The 15923-nt window shown below is 66.1% G+C and carries 14 protein-coding genes; 5 read left to right on the top strand and 9 right to left on the bottom strand.

Annotated elements, in window-relative coordinates; translation table 11 throughout:
- Positions 1-30: 30 nt before the first annotated feature.
- The 4 genes from DNK89_RS16265 to DNK89_RS16250 form a co-directional block, all read right to left on the bottom strand.
- The gene (locus tag DNK89_RS16265) at positions 31-1032 is read right to left on the bottom strand and encodes an NADP-dependent oxidoreductase (protein WP_110960980.1); all 1002 of its coding nucleotides are present in this window, start codon (positions 1030-1032) and stop codon (positions 31-33) included.
- Positions 1033-1319: 287 nt separating this feature from the next.
- Positions 1320-1613 (bottom strand): hypothetical protein, encoded by a 294-nt coding sequence (locus DNK89_RS16260; protein ID WP_110960979.1) that lies wholly within the window; start codon positions 1611-1613, stop codon positions 1320-1322.
- A 292-nt stretch (positions 1614-1905) separates the two neighbouring features.
- Complete coding sequence (locus DNK89_RS16255; protein ID WP_110960978.1) at positions 1906-2499, bottom strand: TetR/AcrR family transcriptional regulator; 594 nt, start codon at positions 2497-2499, stop codon at positions 1906-1908.
- A 268-nt stretch (positions 2500-2767) separates the two neighbouring features.
- Complete coding sequence (locus DNK89_RS16250; RefSeq protein WP_110960977.1) at positions 2768-4021, bottom strand: PA0069 family radical SAM protein; 1254 nt, start codon at positions 4019-4021, stop codon at positions 2768-2770.
- 206 nt (positions 4022-4227) lie between these two features.
- On the opposite strand from DNK89_RS16250, the gene DNK89_RS16245 reads away from it, so the two are divergent.
- Both DNK89_RS16245 and DNK89_RS16240 read left to right on the top strand, forming a co-directional pair.
- On the top strand, positions 4228-5430 hold the full coding sequence (locus DNK89_RS16245) for an ammonium transporter (RefSeq protein ID WP_110960976.1): 1203 nt from the start codon (positions 4228-4230) through the stop codon (positions 5428-5430).
- 160 nt (positions 5431-5590) lie between these two features.
- On the top strand, positions 5591-7495 hold the full coding sequence (locus DNK89_RS16240; RefSeq protein WP_110960975.1) for a phospholipase D family protein: 1905 nt from the start codon (positions 5591-5593) through the stop codon (positions 7493-7495).
- Between the two features lie 5 nt (positions 7496-7500).
- Here DNK89_RS16240 and DNK89_RS16235 read toward each other — a convergent pair whose 3' ends face one another.
- Positions 7501-8478, bottom strand: coding sequence for a tRNA-dihydrouridine synthase (locus DNK89_RS16235; RefSeq protein WP_110960974.1), 978 nt, complete (start codon positions 8476-8478; stop codon positions 7501-7503).
- Positions 8479-8738: 260 nt separating this feature from the next.
- Here DNK89_RS16235 and DNK89_RS16230 point away from each other — a divergent pair, with 260 nt between their 5' ends.
- A complete protein-coding gene (locus tag DNK89_RS16230; protein ID WP_110960973.1) occupies positions 8739-9281 on the top strand; it encodes a hypothetical protein in 543 nt (180 codons plus the stop codon).
- 16 nt (positions 9282-9297) lie between these two features.
- Here DNK89_RS16230 and DNK89_RS16225 read toward each other — a convergent pair whose 3' ends face one another.
- The 3 genes from DNK89_RS16225 to DNK89_RS16215 form a co-directional block, all read right to left on the bottom strand.
- Positions 9298-10464 (bottom strand): class I SAM-dependent methyltransferase, encoded by a 1167-nt coding sequence (locus DNK89_RS16225; RefSeq protein WP_110960972.1) that lies wholly within the window; start codon positions 10462-10464, stop codon positions 9298-9300.
- 75 nt (positions 10465-10539) lie between these two features.
- A complete protein-coding gene (locus tag DNK89_RS16220; protein ID WP_015015097.1) occupies positions 10540-11064 on the bottom strand; it encodes a GNAT family N-acetyltransferase in 525 nt (174 codons plus the stop codon).
- Positions 11065-11231: 167 nt separating this feature from the next.
- The gene (locus DNK89_RS16215) at positions 11232-11819 is read right to left on the bottom strand and encodes a hypothetical protein (protein WP_110960971.1); all 588 of its coding nucleotides are present in this window, start codon (positions 11817-11819) and stop codon (positions 11232-11234) included.
- A gap of 163 nt (positions 11820-11982) precedes the next feature.
- Here DNK89_RS16215 and DNK89_RS16210 point away from each other — a divergent pair, with 163 nt between their 5' ends.
- Complete coding sequence (locus DNK89_RS16210; protein ID WP_060986041.1) at positions 11983-12618, top strand: response regulator transcription factor; 636 nt, start codon at positions 11983-11985, stop codon at positions 12616-12618.
- Complete coding sequence (locus tag DNK89_RS16205; RefSeq protein WP_110960970.1) at positions 12605-14503, top strand: hybrid sensor histidine kinase/response regulator; 1899 nt, start codon at positions 12605-12607, stop codon at positions 14501-14503. Before DNK89_RS16210 ends, DNK89_RS16205 begins: the two co-directional genes overlap by 14 nt.
- Here DNK89_RS16205 and DNK89_RS16200 read toward each other — a convergent pair.
- Complete coding sequence (locus DNK89_RS16200) at positions 14475-15914, bottom strand: coniferyl aldehyde dehydrogenase (RefSeq protein WP_110960969.1); 1440 nt, start codon at positions 15912-15914, stop codon at positions 14475-14477. The two genes, DNK89_RS16205 and DNK89_RS16200, sit on opposite strands and share 29 nt — an antisense overlap.
- Positions 15915-15923: the final 9 nt, after the last annotated feature.

Genomic DNA, 15923 nt, shown 5'->3' with positions numbered 1-15923 from the left:
TGGTTTGTTGGGATTCGCGTTGTTAGGGGGCTATCGCACCTTGATGACGACCTTGCCTTTGGCACGCCCGGACTCGACATAGGCGAGTGCGTCATTGGTGGACTCGAAGGAGAACACCCGGTCCACCACCGGGCGGATCGCGCCGGCCTCTACCAGCCGTGTGACCTCGCGCAGTTGGCTACCGCTGGCCCGCATGAAGAGGAACGAGAAGCCGACCCGCCGGGCACGTGCCCGGCGCCGGACACCCGCACTCAGCAGCTGTATCAGCACATGCAGGAACCACGGTGCGTTGATCTGCCTGGCAAAGTCCGGATCGGGCGGGCCAGAGATGGACACGAGCTTTCCGCCAGCTTTGAGCACCTGCAGCGATTTTTCGAGGGCCTTGCTGTCCTGGCTGTGCAGCACCACGTCGTAGTCGCGCAAGACGTCTTCAAAAGCCTGTGTCCTGTAATCAACCACCACGTCCGCCCCGAGGCCCTTCACCAGCGCCGTGTTGGTGGCGCTGGTGGTGGTTGCCACGGTGGCACCCAGGTGTTTGGCCAGCTGGATGGCAAAGGTCCCCACGCCGCCAGAGCCGGCCTGAATGAAAAGCTTCTGGCCTTTTCTGAGCTGGGCTTTCTCGACCAATGCCTGCCACGCGGTCAGCGCCACCAGGGGCAGGGACGCTGCCTCTTCCATCGTGATGTTCTTCGGCTTGTGCGCCAAGGAGGCTTCCTTCACCGGGACGAATTCGGCGAACGTACCGATGCGGAAGTCGTCGGGCCGCGCGTAGACCTCATCGCCCACCTGGAACTGCCGCACGCGAGGGCCGACCCGGGTGACCACGCCCGCCACATCGTGGCCGAGGATCAGGGGCAAGCGATAGGGCAGGATGAGCTTGAACTCACCGTCCCGCACCTTGGCGTCCAGCAGGTTCACGCCTGCAGCGTGGACCTGGACCAGCACCTCGTCATCGCGCAACTCCGGGGTTGGCAACTCCGCCATCCGCAGAGGCGCTTTCTTCCCGTATCGATCCAGAACAAATGCCTTCATGCTTCTTTCCTTATTCCTGGCGTATCCAGGGTCTGCACACGGTGCCAGGCGGGTAGGCCGATGCACCCCGTGCGCCGAATGCAGGCGCTCTTGCCACCCGCCCAGCGGTGGACTGGGTGGGGATGGGCCTTGCCTTTGCGCGGGGAGCGCCGGGCCATAGGGCATCCGTGGAGGCGGTTGGGAGTCCCGACGGGCCTAAGAGCACCTCAGGTCTGCCAACTTTCTCTGGATATATGATTTTTGTCATATTTCCAATCAAACCAACAACCGCATCCTGCAAAGCCGCCTCAGCGCGTGCCGGTCTCGCCCGAGGAGATCTGGCCTGTGCGCACCGCGTCGGCGGCCTGGGAGCGGATCAGCGCGCGGTCAGCCACGGACTTGTACGCCTCTGGCTTGGAGCCGGACGGAATCTGGCTTCGGGTCATGGGCACTTGCGCGGCTTCTGCGGCCACTTCGGCACGGGTGCGATTGCCTTCAAACTTGGTCGCAAATTGCGCCGGATCCAGGTCGGCGGCGTGGGCACCGGTCGCCGCCACTACGGCCAGCGCAGCTGCAGAAAAAAGGCGTGTGAAAGTGGTCATGATGAATATCTCCAAAGAAATGAGGCTCAAGCGCCTCGAAAAATGCTGAGCGTCAAGCCTTGGGGCGAAACACTCAGCGGGGATCGAAGGCAGAAGACTTGGTTGTGATTGCCTTCAAAAGAAACTTCTGTCGCCTGATTCGCCACCTAAAAATGATGGTCGTCATATTCAAACCCCAAACAAAAATCTGATGCACCAGTCCCCTGTGGCCCTCGACGGGGATTCGAGTGATCGGTACTTGCTGCGCCCGTCAATAATATGACACTCATCATAAAAATACCCAAAAAAAAAGCTATTGGGAAGGCTCGTCGCCGCTGGAACGGGCGTACTTGAAAGCCGCCTTGCAAAGTCTCTCGGCCAGCGAAGGATCGTCCACCGCGCGAGCCAGCGAAACCGCCCCCACCATGGTGGCGACCAGAAAAAGCGCGCGCTCGTGGGCATCCGGGGTACCCCAGCCCGGCAACTGCCGCGCGACCACGTCGATCATTTCCTTCATGCGCCGGGTGGCGGCATGCCGCACCTCAGGCGCCTGGCGGGAGAGCTCCGAACTCAGGGCCGCCAGGGGGCAGCCGGCTTCCGGGTTCTTGACATGCTGCTCGGACAAATAGGCGCCCAGCATGGCTTCCAGCGCTTGCTCGGCGGGGGCCGACGCGGCCGCAGACTCGGCCAAATCCACTGTTTCTGCGCCGGCCCTGTCAGCGGCTTCTGCGAGCATCGCTTCCCGAGACGGGAAGTGTGCGTAAAAGCCGCCATGCGTGAGACCGGCGTCTTTCATGATCTCTGCAACCCCTGCTCCGCCAAAGCCATTGCGGCGGATCGCACGCGCTGCTGCTGCGACGATGCGCTCATGGCTCAGCTCTTTGCGGGAAGGGGTGGAATTTCGCACAAGCGCATTGTAGCAAAAATTATTACGAACATCATATTTTCTTCAATCAGCGCTTTTCATGAAGCTTGTCTGCACAACCGCCCGATACCTGGGGCCGCCGCCTCACGACGCCCCCATGCCTCGCCCATCGCTGCATGCAATTCAGTCAGGAGGGGACTACTGTCGCAGCACGCTTCAGCAGGCATCCGCTTGCAGCTACCGGCAACGAAAGAGAGGCGTGCAGACAGACCGAGCAGTGCATGCAGCCATCGCGCACTTGGCGCGCACTTCAGAACAAGCTGCCCTGCCCGCGCAACAGCCCAGGCCTGAACTCGCCCAGGTCCAGGCCCTCACGCTCGCGGTTGAGCCCCAACCGACGGCAGGTGTTGGCAAAGCGCTGGCGCAGCAAATCGGCCCACAGCCCACAGCCCTTCATGCGGGTGGCGAAGTCGCTGTCATATGTCTTGCCGGCAGCGCGCTGCGCATCGGTGAGGTGGTGCAGGTCTTGCACCCGCGCCATGACGCGCGCCGCGCGCTGCGGGTAGTGCACCGTGAGCCATTCGCGAAACAACGCATCCAGCTCCCACGGCAGGCGCAGCACGGTGTAGAACGCGGTGCGCGCACCGGCGTCCCGCGCGGCCTCCAGTACCTGCTCCATGTCTTCAGTGATGAAGGGAATCTGCGGCGCCACACTCACGCCCACCGGCACACCGGCGTCGGCCAAGGCACGTATGGTGCGCAGCCGCCTGTGGGGCGCGGCAGCACGGGGCTCCATGCGGCGGGCCAGTGTGGCGTCTAGCGTGGTGATGGTGACGTACACCGCCGCCAGTCGCTGCGCGGCCAGCGGGGCGAGCAGGTCCAAGTCGCGCTCCACTCCGCTGGATTTGGTGATCAGCGAAAACGGGTGGCGCGCCTCGCGCATCACTTCGATCACGCTGCGCGTGAGCTTCAGGTCGCGCTCCACAGGCTGGTAGCAGTCGGTGGCCGAGCCGATATTGAGCAGGCGCGGCACATAGCGCGGCTGTGCAAGCTCCTGGCGCAGCACCTGCGCAATGTTGTGCTTGGCCACGATCTGCGTCTCAAAGTCGAGCCCGGGGGAAAAATTGAGGTAACTGTGCGTGGGCCGCGCGTAGCAGTAGATGCAGCCGTGCTCACAGCCCCGGTAGGGATTGACCGATAGCTCAAAGAAGATATCGGGCGAGTCGTTGGCGCACAGGGCACTGCGCGCGGTCTCGAAGTGCACGCGGGTGGCGGGGGACGGACGGATCTCGCCATCGCTCTCGTCGCACGCAGCAGGCCCGCCCGGCGCCCCTGTGTCCCATTCATCTTCGCCCTCCTGGCATCCATGGCCCGGGGCCAAGCCGTCCGCATTGCCAGTTGCCCTGACAGGGCTCCACCCGTCATATGCGGGCTCGCGCTGGTCTTTGGCAAACCGGTGCGCCATGGCCGTCGCCGCCCCTCGACCGTGAATGGCTTGCAGCGGGACGCGGATTTCCTGCGGCTCTTCGGGAAGGTCGTCTTCGGGAGTGGGTAGGAGGCCCATAGCGAGCAGGGGGTGGATTTGGCGCCAAAAAAGCTGTTCATTTATACAGTATTTTGAACACCCATTTTTTCCTCACGCCATCAAGCCCCAAATCAGTGCAAAACCTTGCACCAACTCTTGGCGCGCTTCTTGCTTCAACTTGGTGCAAATCTGTGGCGTATCCCGAAAACGCACCAGAGTCGATCAATCACTATCGCGAGGACGTTATGGAAGCACTCAAACAGGGCACAGATGCCTTGTTCATCTTGCTCGGGGCGATCATGGTGTTGGCCATGCACGCCGGGTTTGCGTTTCTGGAGTTGGGCACGGTCCGCAAAAAGAACCAGGTGAATGCGCTGGTCAAGATCCTGGTGGACTTTTCGGTGTCCACGGTCGTCTATTTCGTCGTCGGTTACACCGTGGCCTACGGCACGCATTTTTTCGTCGGCGCAGAGTCGCTGGTACAGCTCAGCGGGTATGCGCTGGTCAAGTTCTTCTTCCTGCTCACGTTCGCAGCCGCCATTCCGGCCATCGTGTCGGGCGGCATCGCAGAGCGCGCCAAGTTCTGGCCGCAACTGATGGCAACGGCGGTCATCGTGGGCTTTTTCTATCCGTTTTTTGAGGGCATCGCCTGGAACCAGCATTTTGGTGTGCAGGGCTGGATCAAGGCCGTGACGGGGGAGGAGTTTCACGACTTTGCGGGCTCGGTGGTGGTGCACGCCATGGGCGGCTGGATTGCCCTGCCAGCGGTGATCCTGCTAGGCTCCCGCGCCAACCGCTACCGCAAGGATGGCGCGATCTCGGCCCACCCGCCATCGAACATTCCCTTCCTGGCGCTGGGCGCCTGGATCTTGGTGGTGGGCTGGTTCGGCTTCAATGTAATGAGCGCGCAGTCCGTGGACAAGCTCTCGGGCCTGGTCGCCGTGAACTCGCTGATGGCCATGGTGGGCGGCACGCTCGCCGCCCTGGTGCTGGGCAAGAACGACCCCGGCTTTGTGCACAACGGCCCCCTGGCCGGTCTGGTGGCCGTGTGTGCGGGCTCGGACCTCATGCACCCGCTGGGTGCGCTGGTGGTGGGCGCAGTGGCCGGGGCCATCTTTGTGCTGATGTTCACCCTGACCCAGAACAAATGGAAGATCGACGACGTGCTCGGCGTATGGCCGCTGCACGGGCTGTGTGGCACCTGGGGCGGGCTGGCTGCGGGCCTCTTTGGCAGCAAGACATTGGGCGGTCTGGGCGGGGTGAGCCTGTCGGCCCAGCTCATCGGCACGGGCCTGGGCGTGGTGTGGGCCCTGATCGGCGGCGTGGTGGTATACGGCATCCTCAAGCAGACGGTGGGCATCCGGCTGACGCAGGAAGAAGAGTTCGACGGCGCCGACCTGAGCATCCACAAGATCAGCGCCACACCCGACCGCGAAGTGAGCTGGTAGTCCAGCCCACTGGCGACGGCCTGAGACCGGCGCGGGACCCGGCGTGGGGCCAGATGCGGGCCCAAGCCTTCGCCTTGGCGCGCTGTCTGACAGCGGATGGACCGGCGCGCAGCTATACCTGAGCCCTGCGCCCCAGCGGCTCCACGGTCACAATCGCGCCATGCTGTCTTCGCCCCCCTTGTCCCTCACCCCGCCCCAGTCAACCCGCCCCGGCTGGCCGCGCTGGGTCGTGCTGCTGGTCGCCATGGCCCTCGCGGGCTGCGCGGGCTTGCCCAAGGAGGTGGACCGCCCGGTGTCGGTTGCTCTGGCTGCCCCCGGCGATACCCCGCTGGGGCAGCTCGTCGCAGCACGCAGGGCCGCCGAGGGGGCACGGCATGCCTCAGGGTTTGCACTGCTCAGCGGCCCACAGGCTGCCTACAGCAGCCGCCTGGCCCTGGTCGACTCCGCCCAGAAAACCCTGGACCTGCAGTACTACACCATCCACGCAGACGCGAGCAGCGAGCGCCTGCTGCTCAGCGTGATGGCCGCAGCCCAGCGTGGTGTGCGGGTGCGCGTGTTGCTGGACGACTTTCACAGCACCGGGCGCGACGCGCAGGTGATGCGGCTGGCGTTCGTGCCCAACATCGAGATGCGCATGTTCAACCCCGTGACGGGTGCCCGGGGGTCGCCCATCGGCCGCATGCTGAGCCTGCTGGGCGACTTCTCGCGCGTGCAGCAGCGCATGCACAACAAGCTGTTCATTGCCGACAACGCCATGGCCGTCACCGGGGGACGCAACCTGGGCGATGCCTACTTCGGCAACGCCGATTCGGGCAACTTTGTGGACCTGGACGTGCTGGCCGCAGGCCCCATCGTGCAGGACCTCTCGCGCAGCTTTGACAGCTACTGGAACAACGAACGCGCCTACCCCGTGCAGTCGCTTATCACCCAGAGCGAACTCGACCACTTGCGCGACAGCATCCGAGTGGCCGACGAAGGGCGGAGGCGCCGTGTCGCAGGCCAGGGTGGCACCACGGCGCCCGACCGCTCACCGCCCGACATGGGGCCCGGCACCACCGCTGCGCAGCGGGCGCGCATCTGGAACTACGAGCCCATGGACCTGGAGCGCACGCCCTTTGTCTGGGCAGCAGCAGCGGTCCTGGTAGACCAGCCCGCCAAGATTCCGGCCGACAGCGCAGCGGCGGGCAGCGTGCCCAATGGGGCCGCCCCTGCAGTGTCCCCAGCGCCACCCAGTCCTGCCGCGAGCACCCCGGCAGGGGTACCCGGCAACCTGAGCAGCCCCAGCAGTCCTAAGGCCGCTGCCGCCGCGCTGGTGTCGGGCTCCCGCAAAGTAGCGGCGGCAGACAGTCCACCGAGCCCCCTGCCCCGCGCCGGCACGGAGACCAACGAGGCGCAGACCGATACGGTGGTGGATGGCCTTCTGCAGCTCATGGCCCAGGCGCGGCGCGACCTGCTCATCATCTCGCCCTACTTCGTGCCCGGGCCGGACATGGAGGCCGCCTTCGCCGCTGCGCGCGCACGCGGCGTGCGGGTGCGGGTGCTGACCAACTCGCTGGCCTCCAACGACGCGCCCATTGCACACGCCGGCTACGCTCGCCACCGGCCGCAGCTGCTGGCCATGGGGGTGGAGCTGTACGAGATGCACAGCGAGTTGCCCGGCGTGCTGCGGGGGGCGCTGGGCGTGTCGGGCAGCATGGGCAACCACAGCGCGGGCGTCGTGGGTTCGCAAGGCGGCTCGCGCGCCATGCTGCACTCCAAGCTGCTGATCGTGGACGGCCGCTTGCTGGTCGTGGGGTCAATGAATCTGGACATGCGCTCACAGCGGCAGAACACCGAGGTGGCGCTGCTGATTCGCAGCACGGAGCTGTCTCGCCGGGCCACCACGCAGATTGACGCGGCACTGAAAGAGTCCGCCTGGCAGGTGCAAGCCACCGACCAGGGCCTGCGCTGGCGTGCTCCTGAGGGCAGCGGGCTGCCCGACGCCACCACCGAGCCCGACGCCAGCGCCCCCCTGCGGCTGATGCTGCAGCTGCTGGGACCGCTGGCCCCGGACCACCTGCTGTAGCCGGTTTAAGCCCCTTGGGCGCAGCCAGCCCGGGCCTGCAGCTCTGCCACCCACACGGTGATGGCCCGCTGGTCCGTCATGGTGCGCACATGCTGGTAGGCCACCTCTGCCTCGGCAAACCGGCGGCGCAGCAGGTTGAGCCATTGCTTGAGACGCCCTGCGCGCTGGCGCGGCTCCAGGTCGTCACACACCAGCTGCCAAAAGGCGGCCAGGTGTGGCACCAGATCGGCCCACACCACGGTGTCCGAGTCCGGACGCCCTGCATCGGCCGCCCGAATGGCGCGTGCCAGGCCGGGGTCCGCCACAATGCCGCGCCCGAGCATCAGCGCGTCGCAGCCCGACACCTCACGGCAGCGCTGCGCGTCGGCCACCGTCCAGATCTCGCCATTGGCCACCACCGGAATGGAGACCGCCGCGCGGATGGTGGGGATGTGTTCCCAATACGCCGGCGGGCGGTAGCCGTCGGCCTTGGTGCGCGCGTGCACCACCAACTCAGCCGCGCCGCCCGCCTGCATGGCCTGGGCACATTCGCGCATCAACCCCGTATCGTTAAAGCCCAGGCGCATCTTGGCCGACACCGGCAGGTGCGCGGGCACAGCGCGGCGCACGGCCCCCACCACGGCCGCGATGCGCTCGGGCTCCTGCAACAGCGCAGCGCCCCCGCCGTGGCGGTTGACCACCTTGGCCGGGCAGCCAAAGTTCAGGTCGATACCCTCCGGGCCCAGTGCTGCCAGGCGTGCAGCGTTCTCGGCCATGCTGACGGGGTCGGAGCCCAGCAACTGCGCCCGCACGGGCACACCGGCCAGGGTGCGGCTGCGATTGCGCAGCTCAGGCACATAGCGCAGGAACACCTTGTCGGGCAGCAGGGTGCCGGTGATGCGGATGAACTCGGACACGCAGCGGTCCACGCCCCCCACACGGGTCAGCACATCACGCAGCACAAAGTCCAGAAGCCCCTCCATCGGGGCGAGCAGCAAGGTCATCTCAGGGGGCTGCTGGCTCGATGGGCCCTCTCGGAAAGAGGGCCTCCACAGGCACTCAGCAGCAAAAATCAAACAAAAACAGCTTCAAGCGCTAGTGCAATATGCGCTGGCAGCTATCAAATAAGGAGCAAATGTATGGACACGTGGCGCCCAACGCAGCGCCGGTCAGCCCGTGATTGTGATGCAGGACACCCAAGGGGTCATCACGGCGTCACGCCCGGCTGGTGCAATGCCCGCCTCAGACCGCCACGGAGCCACCCATGCTGCTGCAAAAAACCGAGAAAGCCCGCCTGGAACTCTCGCCCGGTGTGCGCACCCTCAGCCTGCGCGAACGCTCTTTGCTGTTGCTGGCCGACGGCAAGCCGCTGTCAGACCTGCAAGCCATGTACAACGGCATCGGCGCGCAGATCGTCGAGAACCTGATGCGCCAGGGCTACCTGACCGGGCCGGCAGACCTGCCGCCCGCACCAGAGCCCACCGCCGTGCCCACGCCCTCCATCGAGCGCCCCGCGCCTGGCGAATCCCTGCGGTCGCTGGCCGGGGCGCGCATGTACCTGTTTGACACCTGCGAGCGCCTGTTTGCGCGCCGAGACCCAGTGCTGGCGCAGCACTTTCGGGAGGCGCTGCGCGCCGCCAAGGATCGCACCAGCATGCTGGATGTGGGCGAGGCCATGTTCGAGGAAGTCGCTCTTGCAGCGGGTGCCGAACGCGCCGCCAGCCTGCGCGAGCGGCTGGATCAGTTGCTGCCCACCAGCCCGGTGGCTGAAAACTTTGCCGCTACGCAGCCTGCGCTGCTGGATTGAGCCGTTCAGTTCGGATTCAGGCCGCAGCCAACCGCCACAGGGACGTGACCTCGGCCGCACGCGCAGCGTGCAGAGCATCCTGGGCGTCGGCGGCCTTGGCATGCCCCGGCTTGACGTCATGGCGGCCACGCACCACCAAGCCCGCCTCGGCAATCCACGCCAGCAGTTGCTCGCGCGGGCGCAGGCCCAGGTGTTCTGCCAGGTCCGACAGGATCAACCAGCCCTCGCCGCCGGGCTCCAGGTGGGCCGACAAACCTGCCAGAAAGCCCTTGAGCATGCGGCTGCCTTCGTCGTACACGGCGTGTTCGATGGGGGAGTTGGCGCGCGCTGGCACCCACGGGGGGTTGCACACCACCAGCGGCGCACGGCCCGGCGGAAACAGGTCCGCTTGCACAAGCTCCACACGGTCCAGCAGCTGCAGTCGTTGCAGATTTTCGCGCGCACAGGCCAAAGCACGCGGGTCCTGGTCAGTCGCGACCACCCGTTGCACACCCCGGCGCGCCAGCACGGCAGACAACACCCCCGTGCCCACGCCAATGTCGAACGCCAGCGCCTTGCTGGGCAGCGGGGCTGCGGCCACCAAGCCCACGTATTCGCCCCGCACCGGAGAGAACACCCCATAGTGCGGGTGAATGCGGTTGAGCGGCGGGGCACCCAGCGCAGGGATTTCGACCCCTTTCTTGCGCCACTCGTGCGCGCCCACCAGCCCCAGCAGCTCACGCAGCGTGGCTACCGAGCGCTCGCCGGTCGCTGGCCCCCAGGCCTCGGTGCAGGCCTGGCGCCAGTCCGGGGCGCGGCGCAGCGCAATGCTGTAGTCGCCTTCGAGCGGGATCAGCACCGACGCCAGCACCCGCGCGCGCTGCGCCTGCGCCTGGCGGTGCAGGTGAAACGCCTCGGCTGGGGTCGCCGCAGCGAGCTTCTGGGACGCCTTGGCAGCCGCCTTGCGCGGCTTCTTGTCAGCCCGGCGCATCAGCGCCTGCAGCAGGTGCCGCGCGTTCTGAAAATCGCCCTGCCACAACAACCCCGTGCCCTCGCAGGCCATGCGGTAAGCGGTGTCGGCGGCCAACGTGTCGTCGGCCGTCTCCACCCTGCGCGGCGCCGCAGCGCCACTTTCGGAGCGCCACAGGGCTTGCCGGGGCTGGCCCTGGTGGGTCCAGTGGATGGTGGAAGGAGTTGTGGGCATCAGCGACTGACAGTGCCGCGCACAGTCCGAAGGGTTGGAAAGGGGCGCGGCGACGCGGCGGGGTGTCGTGGCACCTTATGCGTTGATCGGGCGCTTCAGGCGGACTTCTTCAATCTTCACGCCACCGATCACGGCCGTCTTGGCTGTGGACAGCTCGCGCTTGAAGCCGGCCAGCTCGTGAAAGCGCAGTGCGCGCTCGTTGCGCAACGGCACCCAGGCGGTGACATTGGTGCAGCCTTCTTCTTGCAGGCCGTCGCGGGCGGCGTCCCACAGGGCCAGGCCTACGCCCTGGTTCCAATGGGTGGGGGCGGCGTAGATGGCCCAGATCTCACCGGTGGTGGGGCGGGACTTTTCATCGCGCGAGCGGTCGTAGCCCACAAAGCCGACGATCTTCTCGCCGTCGACCGCCACCTGAACCTGGGGCTCGCAATATTCAATGGCCTCGCGCCAGTAGGCCTGGCGCTTTTCGACCGAAGACATGGATTTCAACTGCTCGTCTGGCACCAGTCCTTTGTAAGCCTCTTGGGCAGAGACAGTGTGGATCTGGGCAATGGCTTTGGCATCGCGAAGCGTAGCGGGACGAACCTGGATACTTGACATGAAAAAACCGAACGAAAACGGGGAATGAAAAAACAAAAGGACCGGCATTGTCGCCGCAAACGGTTTTTCCACCCTGACAGGCGGTTAGTACGGCCCTGAAGGCCATGTTTTCCCACCCGGCTTTTCGCCCCCTTCAGCCCCTCCCAACGAGGGCCCTGGCAACGCCCTCAGGCCATGGCCATGGCGCCCGACAGGGCGCTGCCCGCGGCGGCAGTGGCCGCAGCCGCGCGTTGCACCATCGCGCGCTTGTTGCGTGGGCGGGGCACATGCACGGCGGGCGGGGCCCCATTGATGGCCGCCAGGCTGAGCACCAGGGTGACAGTGCGCGAGCCCCCGTCGCGGTCCTCGCTGGCATAGGCACGGTAGCTGCCGTTGCCCTGGCCGTGGCTGCGCTGCACCGTGTGGAATGCCACCCGGGCGCCCGTCACACGGTGCCCGCCGAAGGGCAGCACCCGCAGGCGGGCATCGCGGTCCAGCGCCAGGCCCAGATTGCCGGGACGGTTGATGAGGTCGGTGCGGATGGCGCGCCAGGTCTGCCCCGCATCGGCCGAGAATTGCCACGTGCCCGCCTGGGCGTCAAGGTGCTCGATCACCACGCCTGCTGCGGCCAGCATATCGGGGCAATGCTCCTGCACGATGTGCGCCACGCTGTTGCCTCCCAGGCCTGTGCCAGCGTCGGCGGCCGGTCGTCGTTCGCTGCGGTGCAGGCCTGCTTCGGAGGTGCCGGCGCCATGGGTGTGTGCATTGATCGTCATGGGAACCCTTTGAAAACGGAATGTGGTTACTAAGGTTTGCGCATTGGTGCGCACCCAAAGTGCTTTTCAATGCTTGACGGAAAGTCTAGAAAGTGCACATAGAGGCGTCCATCGCACAAATGGACTAGCCCGCAACACCCGGTTGTGCGCAATACTTGCCTGTATGACTGCCCGTCTTTTGCTCGTGGATGACCACACCTTGTTCCGCACGGGGCTGCGCCTGATCGTGCAAGACCATCCCAGCGTGGGCAGCATTGCCGAGGCCGGCTCGATCGCCGATGCCTGCGCACTGCAGCAGGCCGACACGGACCTGGTGCTGCTGGACATCCAGTTGCCGGGCATGAGCGGACTGGACGGGCTGCGGCTGCTGCGGCAGGCCTGCCCCAAGGCGCGCATCGTGCTGGTGTCCGCCAGCGTGGCGCCCGATGCGATTCACGAAGCGCGTGCGCGCGGGGCGGATGGCTTTCTGCCCAAATCTGCGAGCGCCGAGGACATCCTGGAGGCCATCAGCTGTGCGCTGTCCGGCCAGCCGTGTTTTCCGATCAACAGCGGCAACAGCGCCACGGTGCGCGGACCCGACACGCCGTCGCTCACGGCGCGGCAGCTGGATGTGCTGTCGCTGCTGTGCACCGGCCGACCCAACAAGGTGATCGCCCGCGACCTGGGGCTGAGCGAGAACACGGTGCGTGTGCATGTGGCGGCCATCTTTGCGCAGCTGGGCGTCAACAGCCGCAGCGCTGCGCTGCTGGCAGCCCAGCGCCTGGGCCTGTCCACCCCGCAGCTCCATGACCCCCTCTGAGACCAGTCCGCTCCCCCTCGAACCGGTGATTCCGCCCACACGCTGGGGCTGGCCGGTGTGGGAGCGCGACGAGGTGCTGCGCGAACAGGTGGCCCTGCTGCGGCAGAACTTTCCGATGACGCTTCTGGCGTCGCTGGCCACGGCCCTGGGCACGCTCTGGGTCATGGCCCGGGTGGCAGACACACAGGCCATCACGGTGTGGCTGGTCTCGCACACGCTGGTGGTGGCTGGGGTGTACCTCACGCTGCGCAGCATTGCACCCTTTGTAGACCCGGCGCCGCAGGCTGCGCGCAAGCTCATCGCCTGCATGGCGGCCATGGGCCTGAGCTGGGGCAGCCTGGGCTATGTGGTGCTGTACTGGGGCAACTCCGACAGCGTCATCTACGCCATCGGCATCATCAGCACGGTCTCTTCAGGGGCGCTAGGGCTGGGCGCACCGCTGTACCGCGCCTACGTCACCTACCTCACCAGCGCCATCGGCGGTGTGATGATGTCGGTGGCACTGGCCGGGGGGCCCGTGATGTGGCCTGCGCTGTTCCTCACGGGGGTGTACTACGCGCTGACCTGCCTGCAGGCTCGCACGGCCGACCGTGCCACGCGGCGCAGCATTGCGCTCAAGCTGGAAAACGAGCGCCTGGTCAGCCAGCTGCGGGCCGAGTCGCAGCGGGCCCTGGCGGCGCAAGAGGCCGCCGAGCAGGCCGACCGCGACAAATCCCGTTTTCTGGCAGCGGCCAGCCATGACCTGCGCCAGCCCTTGCATGCCATGGGCCTGTTTCTGGAATCGCTGCACCGCAGCCCGCTCAACGACCATCAGCGCACCGTACTCAAGCACGCCCATGCGGCATCAGGCGCTGCGGCCGAGATGCTCACCACCCTGCTCGACTACTCCCGGCTGGAAGCGGGCGTGGTCAAGGTACGGCCAGCCGCTTTTGCGGTGCAGCCCCTGCTCACCGCGCTGGAGCAGGAGTTTGGCGTGCAGGCCGACACAGCCGGGCTGGTGTACCGCACCCGCGAGACCTCAGCCGCTGCGTTTGCCGACCGCTCTCTGGTCGGCCTGGTGATGCACAACTTCATCTCCAACGCCCTGCGCTATACCGCCCACGGCGGTGTGCTGATTGCCTGCCGCACGCGCGGCAAACGGCTGGCGCTGGAGGTGTGGGACACCGGAGCCGGCATCCCCGAGCACCAGTGGGAAAACATCTTCAAGGAGTTCCACCAGCTCGGCAACCCAGAGCGCGACCGCCGCAAGGGCCTGGGCTTAGGCCTGGCCATCGTGCAGCGCCTGGCGCGCGAGATGAGGACCTCCGTAGAGCTGCGCTCGCAGCCTGGCAAAGGATCGGTCTTCAGGCTGTGGCTGGACCGCTGGCAGGGTGCGCTGGAAGACGATGCCACCACACCCCAGGACGGCCGTAGCCTGATGGGCCTGAAGGTGCTGGCCATCGACGATGACGAGACCGTGCGCCTGGGCATGCAGTCACTGCTGCAAAGCTGGGGCTGTCAGTGCATGACCGCAGAATCCAGCGCGGATGCCCTGGAAGTCCTGGAGGACGTGACGCCCGACATCATCATCACCGACTTCCGCCTGCGCCATGAAGAAACCGGCAAACAGGTGCTGCAGGCGCTGCGTGCCTACCTGGGAACCAATGTACCCGCGATCATCATGACGGGCGACACCTCGCCCCAGCGCCTGCGCGACGCGCAGTCCACCTCCGCGTTGCTGCTACACAAACCAGTGTCCACCGGCCAGCTGCGCGATGCGATGGTGCAGCTCATCACCCAGCCGCCGCTCCCTGCGGCCATGGTGGACGACGAACCGGAAGACAGTCAGACAACACCCGGGCAACTCACACAAAGCGCTACAACCAGCGGCGCAGCAGCCCCATGACCTGGTCGAACTTGGCCCCATAGGGCGGATAGAACAGCGAGCCCATGGCCCAGCGCGACTGCACCAGCACCGACTTCTGGTGGCAAAAGCGCAGGAATCCCTGCTCGCCGTGGTAGGCGCCCCAGCCACTGTCGCCCACGCCGCCAAACGGCAGGTTGTCGTGCGCAATGTGCATCAGCGTGTCGTTCACCGTCACACCGCCGCTGACGGTACGGCGCAGCACATCGTCGCGCACGGCCTCGCTCTGGCCAAACCAGTACAGCGCCAGCGGGCGGGGCCCGCTATTGATGTGGGCGATGGCGTCGTCCAGCCGCTCGTACGAGATCACCGGCAGGATGGGGCCGAATATCTCTTCCTGCATGAGCTGCATCTGCGACGTGGCGCCAAACACCAGTGTGGGCAGCATCTGGCGGCTGGCACCGTCACCCAGCGTACCTACCGTGGGAGCCACCTGCTTGCCATCGGTAGGGTCAATGGTGTGCACCTCTGCCCCTTGTGTTTGCGCCTGCTGCAGCATCGTGCGCAGGCGGGCATGGTGGCGTGGCGTGATGATCGAAGCGTAATCGGCGTTGCCCTCGATGGTGGGAAACAGGCGCAACACCGCAGCCCGGTAAGCCTGCGCAAATTCGCCCTCACGGCCGCGCGGCAACAGCACGTAGTCGGGAGCGATGCAGGTCTGCCCAGCGTTGAGCAGCTTGCCGTGCGCAATCTTGAGCGCTGCGTCCTGCATGTCGCAATGGCCGTCGATGATGCAGGGCGACTTGCCCCCCAGTTCCAGCGTAGTTGGCGTCAGGTTCTGCGCCGCCGCCTGCGCCACCTTGCGGCCCACCGCCGTGGAGCCCGTGAACACGAGGTGATCAAAAGGCAACGAGGCGAACAAGGCGGACAGGTTGGCATCTCCCTGCACCACACAGAATTCGTCGGGAGCGAAGAACTGCGCCACCAGCAGTGCCAGTTGGGCAGAGGTATGGGGCGTCAACTCGCTGGGTTTGAGCATCACGCGGTTGCCCGCCGCCAGTGCCGTGATGGCGGGCGCCAAGGCCAGTTGCACCGGGTAGTTCCACGGCGCAATCACGCCCACCACCCCCATGGGCTGGCGCTGGATGAAGGCGTGGGCCGGTTGCAGGTAAATAGGCGTGCGAACCTTGCGAGGCTTGACCCACTTGGCCAAGTGGCGCAGCGTGTGCGACAGCAGGGTGCGCAACACAAAGAAGTCGGCCACCTCCGTGAGGTGGGGGGACCGCATGCCAAAGTCGGCCTGCACGGCCGCCGCCAGCACAGGCCCATTCTCATCGAGCAATTTGCGAAGGCGCAGCAATCGCTCCCGGCGCACGAGCAGCGGCACATCCACATGCGCACGGCTGGCCTGGAACTGAAGATCGAAATGGGCGCGGATATCGGTGGGTGTCATGGTCAGATG

The sequence above is a fragment of the Acidovorax sp. ST3 genome, assembly GCF_003231145.1.
In the GTDB taxonomy this organism is placed as follows: domain Bacteria; phylum Pseudomonadota; class Gammaproteobacteria; order Burkholderiales; family Burkholderiaceae_C; genus Acidovorax.
This window is presented reverse-complemented; position numbering and strand designations above follow the sequence as displayed.

Coding starts and splice junctions, on each gene's coding strand:
- DNK89_RS16265 (WP_110960980.1), bottom strand. CDS start 1,032: ATGAAGGCATTTGTTCTGGATCGATACGGGAAGAAAGCGCCTCTGCGG.
- DNK89_RS16210 (WP_060986041.1), top strand. CDS start 11,983: ATGACTGCCCGTCTTTTGCTCGTGGATGACCACACCTTGTTCCGCACG.
- DNK89_RS16215 (WP_110960971.1), bottom strand. CDS start 11,819: ATGACGATCAATGCACACACCCATGGCGCCGGCACCTCCGAAGCAGGC.
- DNK89_RS16260 (WP_110960979.1), bottom strand. CDS start 1,613: ATGACCACTTTCACACGCCTTTTTTCTGCAGCTGCGCTGGCCGTAGTG.
- DNK89_RS16200 (WP_110960969.1), bottom strand. CDS start 15,914: ATGACACCCACCGATATCCGCGCCCATTTCGATCTTCAGTTCCAGGCC.
- DNK89_RS16220 (WP_015015097.1), bottom strand. CDS start 11,064: ATGTCAAGTATCCAGGTTCGTCCCGCTACGCTTCGCGATGCCAAAGCC.
- DNK89_RS16205 (WP_110960970.1), top strand. CDS start 12,605: ATGACCCCCTCTGAGACCAGTCCGCTCCCCCTCGAACCGGTGATTCCG.
- DNK89_RS16235 (WP_110960974.1), bottom strand. CDS start 8,478: ATGACCTTGCTGCTCGCCCCGATGGAGGGGCTTCTGGACTTTGTGCTG.
- DNK89_RS16250 (WP_110960977.1), bottom strand. CDS start 4,021: ATGGGCCTCCTACCCACTCCCGAAGACGACCTTCCCGAAGAGCCGCAG.
- DNK89_RS16245 (WP_110960976.1), top strand. CDS start 4,228: ATGGAAGCACTCAAACAGGGCACAGATGCCTTGTTCATCTTGCTCGGG.
- DNK89_RS16240 (WP_110960975.1), top strand. CDS start 5,591: ATGCTGTCTTCGCCCCCCTTGTCCCTCACCCCGCCCCAGTCAACCCGC.
- DNK89_RS16225 (WP_110960972.1), bottom strand. CDS start 10,464: ATGCCCACAACTCCTTCCACCATCCACTGGACCCACCAGGGCCAGCCC.
- DNK89_RS16230 (WP_110960973.1), top strand. CDS start 8,739: ATGCTGCTGCAAAAAACCGAGAAAGCCCGCCTGGAACTCTCGCCCGGT.